This is a genomic window from Nocardioides baculatus, assembly GCF_016735675.1.
Taxonomy (GTDB): domain Bacteria; phylum Actinomycetota; class Actinomycetes; order Propionibacteriales; family Nocardioidaceae; genus Nocardioides; species Nocardioides baculatus.
The window spans coordinates 898,233-919,945 of record NZ_JAERSG010000001.1; the positions used below are offsets into that span (position 1 = coordinate 898,233).

The 21,713-nt window shown below is 72.0% G+C and carries 22 protein-coding genes; 14 read left to right on the top strand and 8 right to left on the bottom strand.

The features are described 5' to 3' along the window. Window positions 1–22 precede the first annotated feature (22 nt). On the bottom strand, window positions 23–718 hold the full coding sequence (locus tag JI751_RS04385) for a response regulator transcription factor (protein ID WP_201933778.1): 696 nt from the start codon (window positions 716–718) through the stop codon (window positions 23–25). A gap of 165 nt (window positions 719–883) precedes the next feature. Here JI751_RS04385 and JI751_RS04390 point away from each other — a divergent pair, with 165 nt between their 5' ends. Both JI751_RS04390 and JI751_RS04395 read left to right on the top strand, forming a co-directional pair. Next, a complete protein-coding gene (locus JI751_RS04390; RefSeq protein ID WP_201933779.1) occupies window positions 884–1,603 on the top strand; it encodes a hypothetical protein in 720 nt (239 codons plus the stop codon). Between the two features lie 134 nt (window positions 1,604–1,737). Further along, window positions 1,738–2,181 (top strand): hypothetical protein, encoded by a 444-nt coding sequence (locus tag JI751_RS04395; RefSeq protein ID WP_201933782.1) that lies wholly within the window; start codon window positions 1,738–1,740, stop codon window positions 2,179–2,181. Between the two features lie 4 nt (window positions 2,182–2,185). On the opposite strand, the gene JI751_RS04400 is transcribed toward JI751_RS04395, so the two are convergent. Genes JI751_RS04400 through JI751_RS04410 form a run of 3 tightly spaced genes read right to left on the bottom strand, consistent with a single transcriptional unit; the run spans window position 2,186 to window position 3,980 of the window. Further along, window positions 2,186–3,049 (bottom strand): fructosamine kinase family protein, encoded by an 864-nt coding sequence (locus tag JI751_RS04400; protein ID WP_201933785.1) that lies wholly within the window; start codon window positions 3,047–3,049, stop codon window positions 2,186–2,188. Beyond that, window positions 3,049–3,585 carry a low molecular weight protein-tyrosine-phosphatase gene (locus JI751_RS04405; RefSeq protein WP_201933788.1) on the bottom strand — a complete coding sequence of 179 codons (537 nt, stop codon included), beginning with the start codon at window positions 3,583–3,585 and terminating at the stop codon, window positions 3,049–3,051. The genes JI751_RS04400 and JI751_RS04405 overlap by 1 nt, the downstream gene beginning before the upstream one ends. A gap of 5 nt (window positions 3,586–3,590) precedes the next feature. After that, entirely contained in the window at window positions 3,591–3,980 is a 390-nt protein-coding gene (locus JI751_RS04410) for a phage holin family protein (protein WP_201933794.1), read from the bottom strand. A gap of 38 nt (window positions 3,981–4,018) precedes the next feature. Here JI751_RS04410 and JI751_RS04415 point away from each other — a divergent pair, with 38 nt between their 5' ends. Further along, a complete protein-coding gene (locus tag JI751_RS04415) occupies window positions 4,019–4,585 on the top strand; it encodes a VanZ family protein (RefSeq protein ID WP_201933796.1) in 567 nt (188 codons plus the stop codon). Beyond that, window positions 4,582–5,652, top strand: a complete 1,071-nt coding sequence (gene hisC / locus JI751_RS04420; protein ID WP_201933799.1) for a histidinol-phosphate transaminase — start codon at window positions 4,582–4,584, stop codon at window positions 5,650–5,652. Before JI751_RS04415 ends, hisC begins: the two co-directional genes overlap by 4 nt. A 103-nt stretch (window positions 5,653–5,755) precedes the next feature. On the opposite strand, the gene JI751_RS04425 is transcribed toward hisC, so the two are convergent. From JI751_RS04425 to JI751_RS04435, 3 genes are all read right to left on the bottom strand, one after another. Beyond that, window positions 5,756–7,015: an MFS transporter gene (locus JI751_RS04425; protein ID WP_201933802.1), complete on the bottom strand. Its 1,260-nt coding sequence runs from the start codon at window positions 7,013–7,015 to the stop codon at window positions 5,756–5,758. After that, window positions 7,012–7,569 (bottom strand): ArsR/SmtB family transcription factor, encoded by a 558-nt coding sequence (locus JI751_RS04430; protein ID WP_201933808.1) that lies wholly within the window; start codon window positions 7,567–7,569, stop codon window positions 7,012–7,014. Before JI751_RS04430 ends, JI751_RS04425 begins: the two co-directional genes overlap by 4 nt. A gap of 127 nt (window positions 7,570–7,696) precedes the next feature. Further along, entirely contained in the window at window positions 7,697–8,482 is a 786-nt protein-coding gene (locus JI751_RS04435) for a metallophosphoesterase (protein ID WP_201933809.1), read from the bottom strand. Window positions 8,483–8,528: 46 nt separating this feature from the next. Here JI751_RS04435 and JI751_RS04440 point away from each other — a divergent pair, with 46 nt between their 5' ends. From JI751_RS04440 to JI751_RS04470, 8 genes are all read left to right on the top strand, one after another. After that, window positions 8,529–9,518, top strand: a complete 990-nt coding sequence (locus JI751_RS04440; RefSeq protein ID WP_307813823.1) for a glutathione S-transferase family protein — start codon at window positions 8,529–8,531, stop codon at window positions 9,516–9,518. A gap of 188 nt (window positions 9,519–9,706) precedes the next feature. Next, window positions 9,707–10,855 (top strand): hypothetical protein, encoded by a 1,149-nt coding sequence (locus tag JI751_RS04445; RefSeq protein WP_201933810.1) that lies wholly within the window; start codon window positions 9,707–9,709, stop codon window positions 10,853–10,855. A gap of 639 nt (window positions 10,856–11,494) precedes the next feature. After that, complete coding sequence (locus tag JI751_RS04450) at window positions 11,495–12,172, top strand: hypothetical protein (RefSeq protein WP_201933812.1); 678 nt, start codon at window positions 11,495–11,497, stop codon at window positions 12,170–12,172. A gap of 312 nt (window positions 12,173–12,484) precedes the next feature. Next, window positions 12,485–12,613 (top strand): hypothetical protein, encoded by a 129-nt coding sequence (locus JI751_RS21415; RefSeq protein ID WP_269090351.1) that lies wholly within the window; start codon window positions 12,485–12,487, stop codon window positions 12,611–12,613. A 523-nt stretch (window positions 12,614–13,136) separates the two neighbouring features. Next, a complete protein-coding gene (locus tag JI751_RS04455) occupies window positions 13,137–13,721 on the top strand; it encodes a hypothetical protein (protein WP_201933813.1) in 585 nt (194 codons plus the stop codon). A gap of 374 nt (window positions 13,722–14,095) precedes the next feature. After that, complete coding sequence (gene pdhA, locus JI751_RS04460) at window positions 14,096–15,253, top strand: pyruvate dehydrogenase (acetyl-transferring) E1 component subunit alpha (protein WP_201933814.1); 1,158 nt, start codon at window positions 14,096–14,098, stop codon at window positions 15,251–15,253. Further along, a complete protein-coding gene (locus JI751_RS04465) occupies window positions 15,253–16,239 on the top strand; it encodes an alpha-ketoacid dehydrogenase subunit beta (protein WP_201933822.1) in 987 nt (328 codons plus the stop codon). The genes pdhA and JI751_RS04465 overlap by 1 nt, the downstream gene beginning before the upstream one ends. Before the next feature lie 11 nt (window positions 16,240–16,250). Further along, on the top strand, window positions 16,251–17,786 hold the full coding sequence (locus JI751_RS04470; protein ID WP_201933824.1) for a dihydrolipoamide acetyltransferase family protein: 1,536 nt from the start codon (window positions 16,251–16,253) through the stop codon (window positions 17,784–17,786). A 69-nt stretch (window positions 17,787–17,855) separates the two neighbouring features. On the opposite strand, the gene JI751_RS04475 is transcribed toward JI751_RS04470, so the two are convergent. Further along, the gene (locus JI751_RS04475; protein WP_201933826.1) at window positions 17,856–18,806 is read right to left on the bottom strand and encodes an NAD-dependent epimerase/dehydratase family protein; all 951 of its coding nucleotides are present in this window, start codon (window positions 18,804–18,806) and stop codon (window positions 17,856–17,858) included. A gap of 148 nt (window positions 18,807–18,954) precedes the next feature. Here JI751_RS04475 and JI751_RS04480 point away from each other — a divergent pair, with 148 nt between their 5' ends. After that, entirely contained in the window at window positions 18,955–20,409 is a 1,455-nt protein-coding gene (locus JI751_RS04480; RefSeq protein ID WP_201933827.1) for a coiled-coil domain-containing protein, read from the top strand. Next, window positions 20,402–21,466 (top strand): coiled-coil domain-containing protein, encoded by a 1,065-nt coding sequence (locus JI751_RS04485; protein ID WP_201933828.1) that lies wholly within the window; start codon window positions 20,402–20,404, stop codon window positions 21,464–21,466. The genes JI751_RS04480 and JI751_RS04485 overlap by 8 nt, the downstream gene beginning before the upstream one ends. Window positions 21,467–21,713: the final 247 nt, after the last annotated feature.

Consider the following 21,713-nt stretch of genomic DNA (forward strand, 5'->3'; position numbering starts at 1 on the left):
GTCATCCGAGGTCCGTGGTGGCTCATGCTTCCTTCAGGACGTAGCCGACGCCGCGCACCGTCTGGATCAGCCGCGACTCGCCCTCGGCCTCGGTCTTGCGGCGCAGGTAGCCGACGTAGACCTCGAGCGAGTTGGCGCTCGTCGGGAAGTCGTAGCCCCACACCTCCTCGAGGATGAACGACCGGTCGAGCACCCGGCGAGGCCGCCGCAGGAACATCTCGAGCAGCGTGAACTCCGTACGGGTCAGCTCGATCGGCCGCCCGCCCCGGGTGACGTCGCGGCTCGAGACGTCCATCGTGAGGTCGGCGAAGCTGAGCACCTCGCCGTCCCCCTCGGCGTCAGGCACGACGCGCCGCAGCAGGGCGCGCAGGCGAGCGAGCAGCTCCTCGAGCGCGAACGGCTTGGTGAGGTAGTCGTCGGCCCCGGCGTCGAGGCCCTCGACCCGGTCGCCGACCGCGTCGCGTGCGGTGAGCACCAGGATCGGTACGTCGTTGCCGGCCGTGCGCAGCGCCCGCGTCGTCTCGATCCCGTCGAGCCGAGGCATCATCACGTCGATCACCACCACGTCGGGGTGGTGCGAGCCGACCGCGACCAGACCCTCGGCCCCGTCAGCCGCGAGCACGACGTCGTAGCCGTTGAACTCCAGCGACCGGCGCAGCGAGTCGCGCACCGCGCGGTCGTCGTCGACGACGAGCACGCGGGGCTTGGTCTCGGTCACAGCCTCATCACGTGCGTAAGGATGCCACCGGCGCCTGAGCGCTGGCTGAGATCCACAAGTCCTGTCGCAGTCCCGGAAGAGCCGATGCCATGCGCGATGCGCGCCTAGGGTGTGTGGCGGAGGCCGACGGGGGACTCCGACGGGTGGGGTGAGGGGACCGCAGCTGTGACGACGAACGATGACAACCTCGACTTCCTCAGCGCCGTGATGGCGCACACCAAGGAAGCGGCAGGACTGCCGCCGGGCTGGGGCGACGTACACGTCCCACTCAGCCCCGAGGAGGAGTTGGAGGATGCACCGCGTCCGCCCCGGCTCCGTACTGGCATGACCACGGCTGAGCTCTTGCCGTACGGCGACAGAGTGACGACGCCGGACGGGCGCGAGCTGCGCCTCGAACGGCTCACGTGCCCGCCGATCCAGGCACCCGGGCACGGTATCGACGTATGTGACCCCGCGTCGCTGGAGTGGCAGGGGCAGCCGATCTCCGTCGAACTTCGCGGCACGGCCCAACCGGTCGAGGTGGCCGTGCTGCGGCACGCCACCCCTCGCGGCGATCTGATCCAGCCTGTGATGGCCGTGGTCGGGACCTTCTCGAAGAACACGTTGTGGGTCGAGTTCCCTGTGGCCGGGATCCGGCTCTCGATCGACGCGGGCTGCGGTGCATTCATCGCCCGGGGGCAGGTGGCTGCCGTGGCCGAGAGGATCGAGACATTGCTGCCGTCTGTCCGCGACGCCGGGCTGTTGGCGGTCGAGGTCGACAGCGCCGTGGTCGGTGCCTTGTTCGAGAGCGGTGACGGACCAGGGGGCTACGAGGTGATGCTCGGTCGAGGACAGGGCGGTCGCCCGACCGCCCTCCTGGTCGACCTGCGCGTGCTGCCACGCTGATGGAGTCGTTCCGGTCCCTCTTGGATGCCGTCGCTGACCGCGGTCTTCCGGACGACCTCCTGGCGCCCGGCCGATCGGTCACGGCGTCCGATGTCCCGGGAGTCGTCGCAGCCGTGTACGAGCAGGCCGACGGCGTGGATCGAGCAGCGTTCCAGCAGCGCTACTGGGGCCTACCTGCCGAGCTGATGCCGATGTCCGAGTTCCTTGGCGAGCAGCACGCGCGCGAGGTGATCGCGATGCACACGAGCGTCGCTGCTCGCCTCGGAGGCGTCGATCCCTATTGGTCGGACACGTGGTGGCCGCTGCTGACGGCTTCCCCCAAGGACGTCGTGGCGGTCGACCGGGGCACCGGCGAGGTCTGGTTCTCGTACAGCGAGGCCGAGATCAAGGAGGTCATCGCGCCGTCGTTGGAGGCGTACTGGTCGGGGTGCGCCCGCTGGGTGCAGAACTTCACGTTCGACACCTCCGAGGGTCTCTGGAACCCGGTCGAGCGTTACAGGGGATGTGAGGGCCCGTGGAGCCCGAACGACCTCGGCACGGGCACGTCGAGCACGCAGTTCCCGATGCTCGGCACGTAACGGCTCAGAGGTAGCGCGTCGCGATCGCACCGGCGCGGGCGCCGTAGCTGCCGCCGAACATGCAGGCGTGCACGAGCAGCGGGAACAGCTGGTAGAGGCCGAGGCGGTCCTCCCAGCCGTCGGCGAGCGGGTGCGCCTCGTCGTAGGCCGCGACCACGCGGGGCAGGTGGGTGAGGCCGAAGAGGTGCAGCATCGCGAGGTCGACCTCGCGGTGGCCGCCGTAGGCCGCGGGGTCGATGACGTGGATGGCGAGGTCCTGGCCCCAGAGGCAGTTGCCGTTCCAGAGGTCGCCGTGGAGCCGGGACGGGGCCTCGTCGGGGACGAGCTCGGTCAGTCGGCCCACGACCCCCTCGACGACGGCCGCGTCGCCGTCGGTGATCGCGCCGCGGTCGCGCGCGAGCTTGAGGTAGGGGAGCAGGCGGCGCACGGCGTAGAACTCCGCCCACGAACCCGCCGTGGTGTTGGGGAGCGGCAGCCGGCCGATGAAGCCGTCGTGGTCGAGGCCCCAGGCATCGGCGCCGGCGGCGTGCGTGCGCGCCAGCTGCTGGCCGAACGTCGCGGCCGCCTCGGCGGGGGTCTTCGAGCCCTGCTCGACCCACGCGAGGATCACGCAGTCGCTCGCCGCGGCGAGCACCTCCGGAACGGGTACGCCGCCCTCGACCTCGGACAGCCAGCGCAGGCCGGCCGCCTCCGCCTCGAAGAAGCCCTCGGGCGCGTGCGGCAGCGTCTTCATCAGGGCCGTCTGGCCGGAGGACAGCCGCAGCCGGGTCGCGGTGGCGATGTCGCCGCCCGCGACGGGCGAGGTCGCGACGACGGACGCCCCGAGGAGCTCCTCGGCGCGTCGGGCCGCCAGTGGCTGACGAGCCATCAGGCGTGGTCCCCGACCCGGCCCGCCCCGGCCGCCGCCAGCGCATCGGGGAGGGCACGCACGATGGCGTCGCTCGTGCGCTCGACCATGGCCAGCACCTCCTCGAAGCCGTCGCTCCCACCGTAGTACGGGTCCGGGACCTCACCACCGGGTCCGACCGGATCGAGGTCGCGGAACAGCCCGACCCGGTCCGTGCGCCCGCCCACGTCGGCGAGGTTCTGCTCGTCCATCACGAGCACCAGGTCGTACGCCTCGGGCCACGTCGCGTCGTACTGCCGGGCGCGGTGCCGCGTCGGGTCGTAGCCCGCGGCCGCCAGTGTGGCGGCCGCCCGCTCGTCCATCGGGTGGCCGACGTGCCAGCCGCCGGTGCCGGACGAGGCGACCTCGACGCGGTCGTCGAGACCGGCGTCGGCGACCCGGCGCTCGAGGACGACGTGGGCCGTGGGCGAGCGGCAGATGTTGCCGAGGCAGACCAGGGCGATGCGGTAGCTGCCCGGGGTGCGGGGCGGCGGAAGGCGGGATGGGAGGTGCGGCACCGGCCTCAGTCCCGGGAGGGCAGCGCCGTCCGGACGCCCCAGCCGACGATGGTCACGATGATCGCGCCGAGCAGCGCGTTCCAGAAGCCCTCGACGTGGAAGCCGAGGTCGAAGGCGTCGGCCAGCCGAGCGGTCAGCAGCAGCATCAGCGCGTTGATCACGAGCAGCAGGAAGCCGAGCGTGAGGATGATGAAGGGCAGCGAGATCAGCTTGATGACGGGCTCGATGAAGGTCGACACCAGTCCGAGGATCAGGGCCACGACGAACAGCGGCAGGATCTTCTCCTGGATCTCGGCCTGCCCGTTGGCCGGGCCGTCGAAGAAGATCCCGTCGAGCAGCCAGGCGGCCACGGCCAGCCCGGCGGCGTAGGTCAGCAACCACGTCACGAAGCGCATGCCACGACCCTAGCCGGGAGCCGACTACCCTCCCCCGGATGGTGACGATCGGCGGCACGGGCGTGATGGTGCTCGGTGCCCTGGCCGCGGCCGTGGTCGCCGGGCTCGTCGCACTGGCCCTGCGCCAGCGTGTCGGCGCGACGACGGCGGTGTCCGTCGCCGGGCTCCTCTGGTCACTGGTCGCGATCGCGCTGGTCACCCTCGTGCCGACCCGCGCCGACGTCGGCATCGTGCCGGCCGAGAGCCGCAGCGAGTCGTGCTCGTGGGACTACGGCGGTCCGTCGGGCGCGGCCTTCGAGGTGTTCGGCCTCGACCAGCGGACCCTCAACGTGCTGCTGTTCGTGCCGGCCGGGGTGTTCCTCGTGCTGGCCGTCGGACGCTGGTGGTCGGGCGTCGTCCTCGCGCCGCTCGGCCTCGTCGCGCTGGCGGCGTACAGCCTCGCGATCGAGCTCACCCAGCTCCAGCTCGCCCGCATCGACCGGGCCTGCGACGTCACCGACCTGGTCGACAACGTCCTCGGTGCCGGGACCGGTTTCGTGCTCGGCATGCTGCTGCTGCCGGTGCTGAGGCCGTGGCGCGGCCGCGTTACTAAGGTGCACGGGTGACCTCTCCCCAGCCCCGGCCCAACGTGCTCGCCATCCCTGCGTACGTCGCCGGCAAGCCGCCCGTCGCCCGTGAGGGACTGACGTCCTACAAGCTGTCGTCCAACGAGAACCCCTACCCGCCGCTGCCCGGCGTGCTGGAGGCGGCGGCCGAGGCGGCGGCCCAGATGAACCGCTACCCCGACATGGGCAGCACCGCGCTCTACGCCGCGCTCGGCGAGGCGATGGGCGTCCCGGTCGAGGACCTCGCCGCAGCGACCGGGTCGGTCGGCCTGATCTACCAGCTGGTCAACGCGTTCTGCGAGCCCGGCGACGAGGTCGTGTACGCCTGGCGCTCCTTCGAGGCCTACCCGATCGCCGTCACCGCGGGCGCCGCGACCAGCGTGCAGGTGCCGCTGACCGCCGACGGGCGCCACGACCTCGACGCGATGGCCGCCGCGGTCAGCGACCGCACCAAGGTCGTCATCGTCTGCACGCCCAACAACCCGACCGGCCCGGCCGTCACGCAGACCGACCTCGACGCCTTCATCGCGAAGATCCCCACCCACGTGGTCGTCGTGGTCGACGAGGCCTACCTCGAGTTCGTCCGCATGGACGACGCGATCGACGGCGTCGCGACCTACCGCCGCCACGACAACGTCGTGCTGACGCGCACGTTCTCCAAGGCCTACGGGCTCGCCGGCTTCCGGGTGGGGTACGCCGTGGCCCCCGCGCCGCTGGCCGGCGCCCTTCGTGCGGTGTCGCTGCCCTTCGGCGTCAGCCACGTCGCCCAGGCGGCAGCGATCGCCTCGCTGGCCGCGACCGACGAGCTGATGGCCCGGGTGTCGGACCTGGTCGAGCGGCGGACCGAGCTCGTCGCCCGGCTGCGCGAGGTCGGCTGGGACCTGCCCGACGCGCAGGGCAACTTCGTCTGGTTCCCGCTGGGCGACCGGGCGCTCGACTTCGCCGCCGCCTGCGGCGAGCTCGGGATCTCGGTGCGGCCCTTCGCCGGTGACGGCGTCCGCGTCAGCATCGGCGAGACCGAGGCCTTCGACCGCGTCGTCGAGGTGGCCGCCCGCTTCGCCCCCTGACCGCCTTCGCACCCTGTCGGAGTCCCCGCTCGTGCGGGGACTCCGACACCTGGAGGGGGTTGCAAAGGCCTCCAGGTGTCGGACTCGCCCTCCGAGTACGCCGTTATGTCCGGGTGTCGGCTGGCCGGGTGGTGCGCGGGTCGGCCGGCGCACGGTCCATCCGCCGGAACGACGGCACCCGGGTCGGCGCCATCGTCGTGAGCAGGTACGCCGCTCCCGCGACGAGCAGCGCCGGCGAGACGCCGAGCCCGGCGACCGCCAGGCCGCCGAGGACACCGCCCAGCGGCATGAGCGACCAGCAGATGGCCGTGTTGAGCGACGACACCCGGCCCATCAGCGGTGCCGGGATCCGCTCCAGGATCACCGCGCCGAGGATCGGGTTCAGGAAGCCGGAGGCCAGCCCCGCGACCAGGGTCACGGCGAAGACCGCCCAGAGCGGCGAGTCGAAGGCCATCACGACGAAGCGCGGTGCGCCCGCGACCAGGAACGCGACGACGTACGTCTGGTAGCGCGGCAGCGTCTCGCCCCACCGGGCGGCTGCGAGCGCGCCGAGGACCGACGCACCGCTCATCACGGCGAAGAGGGTGCCGAGGACCGCGACCCCCGCGCCCGACTCCTTCGCCCACACCGGCGCGAGCACGGAGCTCCAGGCCATGTCGACGAGGTTGGTCACGGCGACCATCGCGCAGATCGCGACGAGCACCGGCTCGGTCCGCATGAAGTCCCAGCCCTGTCGCAGCTCCTGAACGTACGACGTCGACTGCGCGTCGACCTCCGGCGCGACGGGCCGCCCGAGGCCGGTGGTGGCGACCCCGAACACGAGGAACGAGACGAGGAACGACGCGGCGTCGACGTAGAGCGCGTTGGCCGAGCCCACGGTGGCGACGAGGAGGCCGGCGAGCGCTGCGCCACCCATCGAGGACGTCCGCTCGACCGCGGCCGACAGTCCGGACACCCGCTCCAGCGACCAGCCCGCGGTGCGCGCGATCTCCGGCATCATCGCCGCCTTTCCGGCGTCGCCCGGTCCGCGCAGCGCGCCGGCGACCGCGACCAGCACGAGCAGGGTCGGGAAGGACAGCATCCCGAGGCCGTGCAGCAGCGGGATCGCCGCGACGACGAAGGTCGAGAGCAGGTCGCACACGAGGGTGACCCGGCGCGGGCCCACCCGGTCGAGCAGCGGGCCGCCGAGCGCCTTGATGATCACGAGCGGGGTGATCTCGGCCGCGGCGACCAGGCCGGTCTGCGTGGCCGAGCCGGTCGTCGAGAGCACGAACCACGGGATCGCGATCATCGATATCCGCGTGCCGAGGAAGGAGACGCCCTCGGCGACGAGCGCGCCCGCGAGGGGCGTACGCGTGCTCACGACGACCACCGTTGCCCGGGTCGTGGGAACGCGTTGAGGTTCACCACGAACGGCGCGGCCCCGTCGGCGTCCGAGTCGTCGGCGGACTCGATGACCTTGGCGAGCCGCTGCACGAGCTGCTCGGCCTGGGTTGGCGTCAGGCGGACCTCCCAGTCGCTCAGCGTGCCGACGGGACGCCACTCCTCGGGCAGGAAGGCCATCTCCGAGACAGCCGCGCGCATCCGGTCGGCGTACAGCATCGCGACCGTCGTCAGGTAGGCCTCGACGTCGCTGTCGACGACACCCTTCTCGCGGAAGTCGGTGCGGGTGCTCTCGTGCGCGGCCCGCCACCACCGGTCGCGCGCGTTGCCCCGCTCGCTGTCCTCCTCGATGAAGCCGTGCTGGGCGAGCTGCCGGAGGTGGTACGACGTCGCGCCGGTGTTGAGGTCGAGGCGGGCCGCCAGCGTGGTGGCCGTCGCCGGCCCCTCGCCGCGCAGGAGCGTGAGCATCCGCAGCCGGACCGGGTGGCTCAGCGCCCGGAGGCCGGCGATGTCGGGGGTGATCGACGAGGGCATGGCCTCACCGTAAAACTGCAAAGAGTCATTTGCAAACAGTTCTTTGCAGAATCGCAGATAGTTCAGGGCGGGATGGTCCCCGGACGTCAGCCCGGACAACCATCTCGCCCTGAACTACTTAGATCGGTCAGTCGGAGAGGCGGGCGACCAGGCACGGGCCGCCCTCGTAGATCCCTCCGTCGATGTCGAGCGCCAGCCCCTCGCAGTAGCGCCGCGGCTCGTCGTAGGAGTCGAAGCGCTCGCCGAACAGGTCGCCGATGATGCTGTGGCCGTGGACGATCCGCTCCCCGCCGAGGGTGCGCAGGAGTCGGCGGGCGGCGAGCGGGCCCGCGCTGCCGGCGTACTCGTGGCGCTGGGCGAGGCCGACGAGCACGTCGAACCAGGCGACCGGGTCGTCGTCGGCCAGGATCGTGCGCACCCCCTCGTTGACCGCCTCGATCGAGCTGCCCCACTGGAGGTACTCGGTGGTGTCGGAGTGCATCAGCAGGTGCTCGCCGTCGAGGCCGACGGCGGGCAGCCCGGCGAGCCACGCGAACAGCTCGTCGTCGATGCCCGCCTGGTCGGCGACCTGCCCGCCGTTGCGGGCCCAGATGGACTCGAAGGTGCGCACGACGCCGCGGTGCACGATCGGCGCGCTTCCGAAGCGTCGCATCCCGAGGGCGATCACCTCGTGGTTGCCGAGGACGGGCAGCACCGCGCCGCCGGCCGCCGCGGCCTCCTCGACGAGACGACGGACGAGCCCGATGACGCCGAGTCCGTCAGGACCCCGGTCGAGGAGGTCGCCGAGCACCCACAGCCGGGCGTCGCCGCCTGCCCATCGCGACCCCTCGTCGAGGAGCCCGGCGGCGCGCAGCGCCGAGGTCAGCTCGGACAGGTGGCCGTGGGGGTCGCTGGTCGCGAAGGTCGCTGGCACGCCTCGCACCGTACGACGCCCAGACGTGCGTGGGTATGGTTGAAGGGTGAACGACACGGCGACCTACTCCACCAAGGGCAAGCCCTTCGAGCGCGACATGTCCTACCTCCCGGACCGGATCCTGCTCGGCGCGACCTCGGCCGACCCGCTCGACGACCAGTTCCCGAGCGGGTCGAAGGACAGCCCGCGCGACGTCGAGGTGTGGGACGTGGCCCCCGGGCGCTACCGCCTCGTCGCCGCGCGCGCCTGCCCGTGGGCGCACCGCTCGATCATCGTGCGCAACCTGCTCGGGCTCGAGGACGTCCTCTCGTGGGGGGCACCCGGGCCGGTCCACGACGCCCGCAGCTGGACCTTCGACCTCGACCCCGGCGGCGTCGACCCGGTGCTCGGCATCGAGCGGCTCCAGCAGGCCTACTTCGCCCGCGAGCCCGACTACCCGCGCGGCATCACCGTTCCCGCGATCGTCGACGTCGCGTCGGGCAAGGTCGTGACCAACGACTTCCCGCAGATCACCCACGACCTCTTCTTCGAGTGGCGCGAGCACCACCGCCCCGACGCGCCCGACCTGTGGCCGGCCGACCTCCGCGAGGAGATGGAGGCGGTGATGAAGCGCGTCTTCACCGAGGTCAACAACGGCGTCTACCGCTGCGGCTTCGCCGGCTCCCAGGAGGCGTACGACGACGCCTACGACCGCCTGTGGACCACGATCGACTGGCTCGAGGACCGCCTCGCCGACCGGCGCTACCTCATGGGCGACAGCATCACGGAGGCCGACGTACGCCTCTTCACCACGCTGGTGCGCTTCGACGCGGTCTACCACGGGCACTTCAAGTGCAACCGTCAGAAGCTCACGGAGCTGCCGCACCTGTGGGGCTACGCCCGCGACCTGTTCCAGACGCCGGGCTTCGGCGACGAGGTCGACCTCGACCAGATCAAGCAGCACTACTACGTCGTCCAGAAGGACATCAACCCGCACCAGATCGTCCCCGGAGGACCCGACGCCTCGGGCTGGCACACCCCTCACGGGCGGGGCTAGCGGGACTGTTGACTGGACGTGTGACGCCGAGGCCGGTGTTTTCGATCAAGGACCCCTGTAGGTAACCCTGCGTTTCGGCCTAGCCGTGTCCGCGCGGCGTGTCGGTGCCCCACTGTTGCATCTCGAAGGCCGACTCGTGGGGAGCACGGCCGCCCGGCACCGCCCGGGCAGCTCGACAGGGGACGATTGTGGGAACTCTCTTCGGCTCGCCGACCTCCGGTGCTGTGCACCCGGCTCGACGCATCCGCCGCTACGCCGTGCTCGCGACGACGCTGGCGCTGCCCGTCGTGGCAGCCCCGGCCGTGGCCCACGCGGCCGACGCCACCGCGCCGGTGGTCACCAACACGGTGAGCGCCAGCCATGACGTCGACTACGCCTGGCAGGTGTGGAACGCCGTCGACCGCAACCGCGCCGACGCGCCGGCCGACGGGACCGCCACGGTGCGCTACGCCGTCGGCGTGACCGCGCTCGGCCCGCCCGCCCGCTCGGGCTTCGAGGTCGTCGGCACCATCGGCGTCACCAACCCCGGTGAGCCCGTCGGCGCCACGCTGTCCGCCACCCTGGCGGGTGCCGGTGCCTGCACGATCGCGGCCACCGACACGTCTCCGGCCGCGGGTCTTCAGGTGGTCCTCCCTGCCGGTGCCAGCTCCTTCGCCTACACCTGTGTCCCCGGGTCGGCGCCCACCGGGCCGGCGGCGACCACGGCGACCGTCTCGTGGGACGCCTCCGCGGCGGAGCAGCCCGCGCGTCCGGCCGGCTCGGCCGACGCCCAGGCGCAGGCCGACTACGCCGTCGATCAGAAGACCGACGAGCTGACCACCGTCTCCACCGCCGCCGACGGCGGCGCCCCGGTCGTGCTCGGCACGCTCGACTGGGACGACGTGTGGGCCGCGCCCGACCACCGCGTCCTCGTGCGTACGTCGTCGCTGGCGCTCGGTGTCGGCACCGGCCCGTGCGCCGACCACGCCAACGTCGCCCGCGAGTCCGCGGACGCGACGAGCGACAGCGAGACCGTGACGGTCTGCGAGGAGCCCGAGGTCCTGGGCGAGCAGTCGTTCGGCAAGGCCGTCGGCCGGGTCCGGGCCACCTGCCAGGGCACCGTGCTGGCGCACCTCGTCAACCGCTCGGGCCGCGCGGTCTTCTACTACCTCCGGGTGGGCACCACGATGCACCGCTACGTGGTCAGGTCGCTCGGCAGGAAGACCGTCACGGTGCGCGGCGGCGCGCGCGCGGCCGTCGTGCTCAAGGCGGGCTCGCGCCGGCTCGAGCGGACCCGGCTCCCGAAGCGCTGCCAGGCGCCGGGCGTGCTGCCCGGGACCGGCCTCCGCACGGGCTGACACCCACCGCCAGGCACGGCCTGGCCACACGACGCCTCCGCCCACACGGAGGCCGCCGGCGCCGACGGATACCCACGAGTCCGTCGGCGCCGGTCTGTCGTACGCCCCTCCGGTCCGTCAGGGCCTGCCTGGGCGTGCCTGTGCGCCCGGCGTGAAGGTTCGGTCAAGGTGCGCAACAGGTAGGCCGCGACTTCGATCACCGCTCTCGCGCCGACGCCGCGAGAGGCGGATCGTGGGTCGGCAGGAAGGGACGAGCTGTGGGACGGACATCCAGGTCGCCGTGAGACCGCTGGCCGGCGGTTTCGCCCTTCGAGCGCGCGCCGGCCAGTCCCGGACGGGGCTCGTCTCCCCGTCCATGCCTCCACCCCCCATGGAGGGAGCCGGCGCCGACGGGCGGTCCACGGACCCCGTCGGCGCCGGCTCGACGTCCATCAGGTCTGGTCCAGTGGGCGGCTATCACGGGTGTGTCCCCGAGAACGTCTCAAGACGGTGTCAGAGGACTCCTCGCCCTTCCCGAAGGGCGTTCTCCCGGGTGGCTGGTGCCGGAAGGCTGGTGCCACCAGCGGCTCGGCGCCTCGGTGTCTCATCCATCACCAGACTGCTCGCCCGAGCGAGCAGCACTTCCGGGGGGAAGTTCATATGTCTACTCTCACGCGCCGAAATGTCGTCCGTGGCGCCGCCTGGACCGTTCCGGTCATCGCGGTCGTCGTACCCGTCCCGGCCTTCGCGGCCTCGCGGTGCGGGGTCACCGGCGGCATCACCGTAGGACCCAACGTCACCACCAACTACCGCGCCGTCTGCTCCTCGCAGGCGCAACAGGCCAATCCGCCGACGATCAAGACCGTGTACGGCACCGGGCAGCTGCCCCAGTACCTCCAGCTGTGCACGTGCGACTCCATCAAGGGCTGGTACCGCTGGCGGGAGACCGACACGCTCTCCAGCTTCCAGATCGAGGTCGACGGCGTCCACGTCGACCAGAACGGCGTCAACGCGGGATACCGGCCGCCGGTCTATCTCGACGTCAACGCGCAGGGGGTCGGCGAGTGCAAGACCTTCCCGCTGACCTACCGCACCTCGACCCAGCGCCCGAAGAGCACGACGAACTTCTCGATCACGTGGACCCTCCAGCGCTCGACGTCGGGCTACGGCCCGGGCGCGAGCCCGAACACGGTGGCCGCGGGTGCCTGGACCGACGTCCAGACCTTCACCCGCAGCGTGTCGATCATCCGTACGGTCGGGACCACCAACGACGACCAGACCAACTTCAGCTCCTGCAGCCCGCAGGGCCTGGTCGCCACCGCCGCCTCGACCGACTGATGCGCGGCCCGACCGCAGAGGTCTGGTCCATCGGCGCGCTAATGCGGCAGATACCAGGAGACTCCGTCAAGGCCACGTGCAGGTATGCCGTCACCTCGGCGAAGTGGGTGTCGCCCGGCGGATCACCGGGGGAGTGTGGCAAGTCGCAGCAACATGCGCCGATCGCCTTTGGGGGGTGGCCGGCGTGCGGTGGTCGACGGCTTTGGGGCGCCGGTCATTTCATCCACGGCAGTGCAAGGGGAACTTCATGTCTGACATCTCGCAGAAGGGCGTCAGTGCCTACAACCCGCCGCGTCGCGGCAGCTCAGTCTGATGCGCCGGCTCGCACTCGCGCTGCTGGCGATCTTCCTGACCGTGGGCGGCCTGACGGCCGTGCAGCCACGGGCCTCGGCGTCGGGCGACAGCGCGCCCGCGCACATCTCGGGGCCTGCGCGCAGCTGACCAGCCTGACCAGCACCCGACCGCCGCTCGGTCCACGAGCGCGCCCGGGAGGACCTTTCGGGGGTCGTGCCACCTCTCTCCAGGGGAACGTGGCGACCCTCCTCTCCGGGTAGCGGTCTCCGCCGCCCGAGCCTCCACCCCCAATGGAGGCGAGCCGGCGCCGACGGGTCACCCACGAGTCCGTCGGCGCCGGCTCATCCAGGTTCGGAGACGGACCCACGACGTCGTACGGCAACGGGGCCGTGACCCCGGTCACAGCGGCGTGCACAGCCCTGTCGCGGAGGCGGGACACCCCTACGGGCTAGTCCATACAACCCCAAACCCTCGAGATACCCCGAGACTCCGTCAAGGCCCGCTGCAGATAGTCCTCCACCTTGGCTCATCCCCTGTGTTGCGGGTTGCGGGGCACGCAGGCTGGTCCCTGCAACGCATGCCGCTCGTCTTGGGGGCGAGGAGGCAGGCAGTGGTCGTCGGCTATGGGGCGCCGATCACGTCAACCACGCCTAATCAAGGGGATCCACACATGTCTGACTTCACTCGCCGCACTGTCGTGCGCGGCGCTGCCTGGACCGTCCCGGTCGTCGCGGTCGCCGCGAACGCACCGGCGTTCGCCGTCTCGGCTGGGACCGTCACGTTCGAGTCGCTCGGAATCGCGTGCAAGCTGCCCGGCGCGTCCTGCCAGAAGGAAACCGGCGTCACCAAGGGGTACGTCATCCGGGTGCGGGTCTGCTCGACCTTCACGTTCCCGACCGTCATCACGATCCGCGATGCGCTGGTCAGCCTCAACGGCGAGCCGGCGACGCTCTTCCAGGTCGGCACCGGCCCGTCCAGCGAGAGCTGCGCCAATGTCACGACCGGGACCACCGCCGACCTCGACAGTGGCCAGAAGGCAGACGTCACGCTGACGTTCAGCCAGCCTGGCTGCTGCATCGTGGACTTCGCTCTCGAGGGTGAGCCCAACAGCCAGAACGTGTCGATCAGCGGGTCGGCGCCCTACTCCTACGTCGTCCCCAACCAGGTTGGGCCCAACGCCAGCGGTTCGGGCACCTTCCAGCTGTCCGCGCCCTCCACGCCGCCGTGCACCGACTGCGCGCCGACGACCCCGTGACGGGCCTCTGACCGCACGCAGGCAAACCGTACGCGGCGTCGTGGCCGGACCTCGGAGGTCCAGCCGCGGCGCCGCAGTGCTGTCGGAGTCACACACGTTCCTCATGACCGGGCGGTGGTACCGCCGCCCGCAACCTCCACCCCCCAATGGAGGCAGAGCCGGCGTCGACGGGTCACCCACGAGTCCGTCGGCGCCGGCTCATCCATGCCCGGACCGGCCCCCGGAAGGCCTCGGCCTGATTGGTGCTGACAGGCTGCGGCCGTTACGTTTGGCCCACCATGTGGTCGTGGTCACACACGCTGACGACCACCCCTGCAAGCCGTCGGTGTCCGGCGATCCCGTGACTGCCGCTAGCTGTTGTGAGGAGATCTACGTTGTCCGATCCTGTGAGCTTCGGCCCCGACCTGGCAGAGGTCTTCGGGCCCTCCCAGTCCGACGGTGGTCCCGACCTCGTCCAGCTGCTGACCCCCGAGGGTGAGCGCGTCCACCACCCCGAGTTCGACCACGACTTCTCCGCCGAGGAGTTGCGCGGCCTCTACCGCGACATGGTGCTGACGCGTCGCATCGACGTCGAGGCGACCGCCCTCCAGCGCCACGGCGAGCTCGGCATCTGGGCCCAGCTGCTCGGCCAGGAGGCCGCGCAGATCGGCGCCGGTCGCGCCCTGCGCCCGCAGGACTACGTCTTCCCGACCTACCGCGAGCACGGCGTCGCCTACTGCAAGGGCGTCGACCCGCTGCGGCTCCTCGGCCTCTTCCGCGGTGTCGACCAGGGTGGCTGGGACCCCAACGAGAACAACTTCGGGCTCTACACGATCGTCATCGGCGCGCAGACCCTCCACGCCACCGGCTATGCGATGGGCATGCAGCGCGACGGCGTCGTCGGCACCGGCGACCCGGATCGCGACTCGGCCGTGATCGCCCACTTCGGCGACGGCGCCTCCTCGCAGGGCGACGTCAACGAGGCGTTCATCTTCGCCGCCTCCTACAACGCGCCCGTCGTGTTCTTCTGCCAGAACAACCAGTGGGCCATCTCGGAGCCGATCGAGCGCCAGACCCGCATCCCGCTCTACCAGCGGGCGCTGGGCTTCGGCTTCCCGGGCATCCGGGTCGACGGCAACGACGTGCTGGCGACGTACGCCGTCACGAAGGCCGCGCTCCAGCGTGCGCGCGAGGGCAACGGCCCGTCGTTCGTCGAGGCCTACACCTACCGCATGGGCGCGCACACCACGACCGACGACCCGACCCGCTACCGCCTCAACGACGAGCTCGAGCACTGGAAGCTCAAGGACCCGATCGAGCGGCTCAAGGTCTACCTGCGCCGCAACGGCCTGGTCGACCAGCAGTTCTTCGACGACCTGGACGCCGAGGCCAAGGAGATGGGCCACCACCTCCGTGAGGGGTGCAAGGCACTGCCCGACCCGAAGCCGATGGACCAGTTCGACTACGTCTTCACCGAGATGACCGACGAGATCGCCGCCCAGCGCGACGAGTTCGCCGCCTACCTCGCTTCGTTCGAGGGGAGCCACTCCTGATGAGCACCACCCAGAAGATCACCCTCGCCAAGGGCCTCAACATGGGTCTGCGCAAGGCGATGGAGGACGACGACAAGGTCCTGCTCATGGGCGAGGACGTCGGCAAGCTCGGCGGCGTCTTCCGCATCACCGACGGCCTGCAGAAGGACTTCGGCGAGGACCGGGTGATCGACAGCCCGCTCGCCGAGTCCGGCATCGTCGGCACCGCGGTCGGCATGGCGCTGCGCGGCTACCGCCCCGTCATCGAGATCCAGTTCGACGGCTTCGTCTACCCGGCCTACGACCAGATCGTCTGCCAGGTCGCGAAGTACACCTACCGCTCGCAGGGGAAGGTGAAGATGCCGATCGTGATCCGCATCCCCTTCGGCGGCGGCATCGGTGCGGTCGAGCACCACTCCGAGAGCCCGGAGGCGCAGTTCGCGCACACGCCGGGCCTCAAGGTCGTGGCCTGCTCCAACCCGGTCGACGGCTACTGGATGATCCAGCAGGCGATCGCCCACGACGACCCCGTGATCTTCCTCGAGCCCAAGCGGCAGTACCACGCCGACAAGGCCGAGCTCGACGAGACGGCGACCCCCGAGCCGCTGTTCACCTCGCGGGTCGTCCGTGCCGGCAGCGACGCGACGGTGCTGGCCTACGGCCCGACCGTGAAGACGGCGCTGAAGGCCGCCGAGGCCGCCGCGTCCGAGGGCCGCAACCTCGAGGTCATCGACCTGCGCACCCTCTCGCCGCTCGACATGGCGCCGGTCTTCGAGTCCGTACGCCGTACGGGTCGCTGCGTGATCACCCACGAGGCACACGTCAACCTCGGCATGGGCGCCGAGGTCGCCGCTCGCATCACCGAGCAGTGCTTCTACTCGCTCGAGGCCCCGGTCCTGCGGGTCGGCGCCTTCGACATGCCCTACCCGCCGTCGCGGATCGAGGAGGAGTACCTCCCCGACCTCGACCGGGTCCTCGACGCCGTCGACCGCACGTTCGCCTTCTGAGAGGGACGACCATGTCCGAGTTCCTGTTGCCCGACGTCGGTGAAGGCCTCACCGAGGCCGAGATCGTGGCGTGGAAGGTCAAGGTCGGCGACACGATCGAGATCAACGACGTCATCGTCGAGATCGAGACCGCCAAGTCGCTGGTCGAGCTGCCCTCGCCGTTCGAGGGCACCGTCCTCGCGCTGCTCGTCGAGGAGGGCGTGATGGTGCCCGTCGGCACCCCGATCATCTCGATCGGTGCCGCGGGCGAGGAGCCGCCCGCCCCGTCGGCGCCGGCCGAGCAGACCGAGTCCGACCCCTACCTCGGGATGGCCGAGAAGGCCGGCCAGGCCGAGGCCGACCTCACCGACATGGACCTCTCCAACCCGGCCGCGTCCGGGTCGATGGAGGGTGCGTCCCTCGTCGGCCGGATCAAGGCCGAGCGCGGCCCGATGCGCCGGGCCCGTCGCGGCTCGGCGTCGCCGAGCACCGAGGCCGGTGCCAACACGCAGATGCAGGTGCAGGGCGCGTTCTCTCCCGGCGGTGCCCAGTCCGACGAGGTCATGCCGGCCGACGAGTCCCCGGTGCCGGCCACCGACCAGCGACCCGCTCCCGCGGCCGCGCCCGCCGAGGCGCTCGTCCCGGCAGCGGCCCAGGCCGAGCCCGGCGACGTACGCGCACTGGCGAAGCCGCCCGTGCGCAAGCTCGCCAAGGACCTCGGCGTCGACCTCGCGTCGCTGACCGGCACGGGGCCGTCGGGCTCGATCACGCGCGACGACGTGCACGGCGCGGCGTCCTCCGGTGGTGGCCAGGCCGCCCCGGTGGCAGTCGCCGCTCCGGCCGCCGTCACCGCGGCGCCCGGCGAGCGGGAGACCCGCGAGCCGATCAAGGGCGTGCGCAAGATGATGGCGACGGCGATGAGCCAGTCGGCCTTCACCAGCCCGCACGTGACCGAGTGGATCACCGTCGACGTGACCGCCGCGATGCAGCTGGTCGCGCGGCTCAAGAAGCGCCCGGAGTTCAAGGACACCCGGGTCAGCCCGCTGCTCGTCCTCGCCCGCGCCGTCATCCTGGCGGTGAAGCGCACCCCGGAGATCAACTCCTTCTGGGACGAGGCCGCGCAGGAGGTCGTCTACAAGCACTACGTCAACCTCGGCATCGCGGCGGCCACGCCGCGCGGCCTGGTCGTGCCCAACGTCAAGGACGCCGACAGCCTGTCGATGACCGAGCTCGCCGCGGCGCTGGGCGAGCTCACTGCGACGGCCCGCGACGGCAAGACGCAGCCGGCGGAGATGGCGGGCGGCACGTTCACCATCACCAACGTCGGCGTCTTCGGCGTGGACGCCGGCACCCCGATCATCAACCCGGGCGAGTCCGCGATCCTGTGCTTCGGCGCGATCAACAAGCGGCCCTGGGTCGACGAGGAGACCGGCGAGATCGTCGTCCGCGACGTCACCACGCTGGCCCTGTCCTTCGACCACCGTCACATCGACGGCGAGAAGGGCTCGCGCTTCCTCGCCGACGTGGCGGGCATGCTCTCCGACCCGGGGACGGCCCTCCTCTTCTGACCTGACGTCGAGCGGTGGTCCAGCCACGTCCCGGAGTCCGGGAATGTGGCTCGGCCACCGCTCGATCGTTCAGGTGCGGGCGTGCCAGGCCGCCAGGACCTCGGCCTCGCGCTCGGGTGTGAGCGCGGTGACGGGGGAGTCGAGGCAGCCGGGGGCCGTCTCGGCAGGAGTACGGAGCCGCAGCCCGGCCGCCACGGCCGGCGACGGGTCGTGCGCCAGCATGCCGTCGTACTCCGGTCGGGGGAGCCACAACGGCAGCGAACCCTCGCCCGCCCAGGGTGCGACGTCGTGGGCCTCGAGGAAGTCCTGGTCGACCCAGGTGAGCCGGGCGTCGGCCCCGACACCCTCGGCGATGCCGGCGAGCATCTCGCCGAACGGCATCGCCGTGCCGACCGCGTCGAACACCCCCGTCGTACGCGACTCGGCGAGGTCGAGCAGCCACGTCGCGAGGTCGCGCACGTCGATCACCTGGACGACGTCGTCCGGCCGCCCGGGTGCCAGCACCTCGCCGCCGCGTGCCAGGCGCTGCGGCCAGTAGGCGAACCGACCGGTCGGATCGCCGGGGCCGACGATGAGGCCGGGCCGCGCGATCACGGACGACGTCGCGAGCTCCTGCACCACCTGCTCGCAGGCGACCTTCATGCCGCCGTAGGCCTCGGGGTCGACGGCGAGGTCGACGTCCTCGGTGATCGGGTCGGCCAGCGGCTCCATCGCGGGCGACGAGTTGTCGGTGTAGACGCTCACCGTCGAGACGAAGACCCAGTGCGCACCGGGTCCGGCCGCGACCGCAGTCCGCGCCTGCGACGGCAGCCGGGTGACGTCGACGACGGCGTCCCAGTCGCCGTCGACGAGGGCTGCCGGCGGCTCGTCGGCGCGGTCCCACGGCAGGTGCGTCGCGCCGTCGGGCACCGTCCCGGACTCCCCGCGGCAGGCGCAGGTGACGTCCCAGCCGCGGGCCACTGCCTGGACGGCCGTCTCGCGGGAGAGGAAGCGGGTTCCGCCGAGCACGAGGAGGTTCATGGGAGCACTTCACCGCCCGAGCCCTGCGGCGACAAGGTGGTTCGCTGTCAGCGCAACGGGCGGCGGACCCCTTTGTCAGGGGTGGCGTCTCGCTGACACAATGCCCCTCTCGGAGCCTCTCGGATCTGCGCGCGAAGGGAGCGGGCACATGGCCCTCGATGCTGCCACGACCTCCTCGGGCGAGCCCACGGCCGCCCTGCTGGCGCGAGCGCAGCAGGTGGCCGACCAGCTCCAGGTCGAGGCACGCGCGGAGGCCGAGCGACTGACCGCCGACCTCGCCGTCCTGCGCGAGGAGGCCCGTCGGCTCGCCGCCGAGGCCGAGGCGGATCGCGCCGAGGCGGGCCGGGCGCGCAAGCAGGCCGAGCAGGTCCTCGCCGGCGCGTCCGAGGAGGCGGCGACCATCGTGGTCGACGCACACGAGCAGGCCGGCCTGCTGATGGGATCGGCCGAGAGTGCGCGCGACGACGCGGTCGAGGCCGCCCGTGTCGAGGGCGAGCAGCTCCGTACGCAGGCGCAGGACGAGGCGATCGTGCTCCGCGCGGAGGCGCAGGAGCTGCGTGACAGCGCGTCGAGCGAGCGGGTCGCGCTGCTCGACGCGGCCAAGGCCGACTCCGACGCGGCGATCGCCGCGGCGCAGGAGACCGCCGCGCGACTCGTCGAGGAGGCCCGTGCCGCCGGGCAGCAGCACCTCGACTCCGCCACCACCGAGGCCGAGTCGCTGCGCGCCACCGCCTCCATCGAGTCCGCCCGGATGCGCGACGAGGCGGCGCTCCACACCGAGGAGCTGCGGCGTACGGCCGGCGCCGAGACCGACCGCATGCGCGAGGCCGCGGAGCAGACCCTCGCCGCCGCGCGTGCCGAGAGCGACGAGCAGCTGCGCCACGCAGCCGAGCAGACCGAGTGGGCGACCGCGACGGTGGAGTCGGTGCTCGCCGGTGCCGCTGCCGAGTCCGACTCGATCCGCAAGGCCGCCCACAGCGAGGCCGGCGACCACGTACGCCTGGTGCGCGAGCGGGTGCAGGGCATCATCGCGGCGGTCAACGGCCGGATGGCGATCGAGCTCGCCGAGGCCAAGGTCCGCGCCGAGGAGATCACCCAGGCCGCGACCACGACCGCTGCGGAGCGGACGGCCGAGGCGCGGTCCGCCCTGGAGCAGGCGCACGCCGAGGCCGCGCGGATCATCGCGGACGCCACCGACGAGTCGGAGCGCGCGGTCGAGCGGCTCGAGAGGCGTCGGTCCGAGGCCGAGACCGGCGCCGCCAGCCTGCGTGCCCTCGTGGCCCAGGAGGTCACCGCCAGCCGGGCCAGCGCGGCCGAGGACCGCCGCAGGGCGCGCGAGGAGTCGCTCGCCCTCGTCGCCGAAGGTCGGGCGGAGGCCGAGACGCTCCGCGAGAGCGCCCGCCAGGCCCTCGAGCGCGCCCGCGCCGAGATCACCCAGCTGCAGACCCGCCGCGACGGCATCGCCGCCGAGCTCGGCCAGCTCTCCGGCGTGATCGAGGCGCTCTCGGTCCCCGAGCGTGACCAGCTCGCCGCCACCTCCGCTCCCGAGACCCCCGCTCCCTCCGACCACCCCACCCCTGCCCAGGAGACCCCCGATGCCTGACGAGATGTTCACGACCGTGCGCCGCGGCTACGACCCTGCTGAGGTCGAGAAGGCCGTCGGCCAGGCGCAGGCCGAGGTCGCCGCCCTCCGCTCGCGGCTCCAGGCGGCCGAGGCCGAGGCCGAGCGAGCCCGCAGCGAGGCGAACACCTCCCGCGAGGCACTGGTGTCCCGGGAGGCGCAGGAGCCCGAGCTGCCGACCTACGCGCACCTCGGTGAGCGCGTCGGCCAGATCCTCTCCCTCGCCGAGGCCGAGGCCGCCGAGATCCGCGACCGCGTGATCGGCGAGGTCGAGTCGCTCCGCAAGGAGGCCGAGCAGGAGGCGGGAGCCGTCCGGTCGGAGGCCGACCGCTACGCCGAGGAGACCCGCCGCGACGCCGAGGCCGAGGGCGCCCGCGTCGTCGCCGACGCCCGCACGGCCGCCGAGTCCGAGCGTGACGCCGCCGAGCGCGACGCCTCCGCCCGCCGGGCCGAGGCCGAGGCGCTGCACGAGGACGCCCGCGCGAAGGCAGCCCAGTCGGCCGCCGACTTCGAAACGACCCTGGCCGAGCGCCGCCAGAAGGCGACCTCGGAGTTCCAGGCCCAGCAGGCCGCGACGCAGGCCGAGCTCGACGCCATGAACGCCCGCAACCGCGACGCCGAGGCCACCCTCGAGCGCAACCGCACCGAGGCCGAGGCCCGCATCGCGCGGATGCTCGCCGAGGCCGAGGAGCGCTCGACGACCATGGTCGCCGATGCCCGCGCCACGGCTGACCGCGTCCGCGCCGAGTCCGACCGCGAGCTCGCCGCCGCCGCCCAACGACGCGACAGCATCAACGCCCAGCTCTCCAACGTCCGCCAGATGCTCGCCACCCTCACCGGTACGGTCCCGGGCGTGACGCTGCCCGGCGAGCCGGAGTCCTCGACCCAGCAGCCGCCCGCGGCCGCCGTACCCGCCGAGGAGCCCGACGCACCTGCCGAGACGCCCGAGGAGTCGGTCACCGAGGCCGAGGTCGTGGAGGCCCAGGAGGACGCTGCGGCCGAGGCCGACGAGCGCGCTGACACGCCTCCGTCGAGGTAGTCCGGCGGCGCGCTGGCCCGTGAGTCTCCTGGAGACTCACGTCCACGAGCGGCTCCGAGTTGGTCCGACACGCCCGGGATGCACGCTGAGTCTCCCAGCGACTCAGGGGCCAGGAGCGGCTCCGAGGTCGGCCGACACGCCCGGGATGCACGGTGAGTCTCCTGGAGACTGACCGTCGAGGGGCGCCTCCACGGGCGACGTGTCAGGCCCGCGCTGACCATGTCGGCCCGTGCACGCCCTGACAACG

Bases quoted from the DNA above. Each gene is read 5' to 3' on its own strand.
- JI751_RS04400 (WP_201933785.1), bottom strand. From the start codon at position 3,049: ATGGCTCGTCAGCCACTGGCGGCCCGACGCGCCGAGGAGCTCCTCGGG.
- JI751_RS04410 (WP_201933794.1), bottom strand. From the start codon at position 3,980: ATGCGCTTCGTGACGTGGTTGCTGACCTACGCCGCCGGGCTGGCCGTG.
- JI751_RS04415 (WP_201933796.1), top strand. From the start codon at position 4,019: ATGGTGACGATCGGCGGCACGGGCGTGATGGTGCTCGGTGCCCTGGCC.
- JI751_RS04430 (WP_201933808.1), bottom strand. From the start codon at position 7,569: ATGCCCTCGTCGATCACCCCCGACATCGCCGGCCTCCGGGCGCTGAGC.
- JI751_RS04450 (WP_201933812.1), top strand. From the start codon at position 11,495: ATGTCTACTCTCACGCGCCGAAATGTCGTCCGTGGCGCCGCCTGGACC.
- JI751_RS21415 (WP_269090351.1), top strand. From the start codon at position 12,485: ATGCGCCGGCTCGCACTCGCGCTGCTGGCGATCTTCCTGACCGTGGGC.
- JI751_RS04455 (WP_201933813.1), top strand. From the start codon at position 13,137: ATGTCTGACTTCACTCGCCGCACTGTCGTGCGCGGCGCTGCCTGGACC.
- JI751_RS04465 (WP_201933822.1), top strand. From the start codon at position 15,253: ATGAGCACCACCCAGAAGATCACCCTCGCCAAGGGCCTCAACATGGGT.
- JI751_RS04470 (WP_201933824.1), top strand. From the start codon at position 16,251: ATGTCCGAGTTCCTGTTGCCCGACGTCGGTGAAGGCCTCACCGAGGCC.
- JI751_RS04475 (WP_201933826.1), bottom strand. From the start codon at position 18,806: ATGAACCTCCTCGTGCTCGGCGGAACCCGCTTCCTCTCCCGCGAGACG.
- JI751_RS04480 (WP_201933827.1), top strand. From the start codon at position 18,955: ATGGCCCTCGATGCTGCCACGACCTCCTCGGGCGAGCCCACGGCCGCC.
- JI751_RS04485 (WP_201933828.1), top strand. From the start codon at position 20,402: ATGCCTGACGAGATGTTCACGACCGTGCGCCGCGGCTACGACCCTGCT.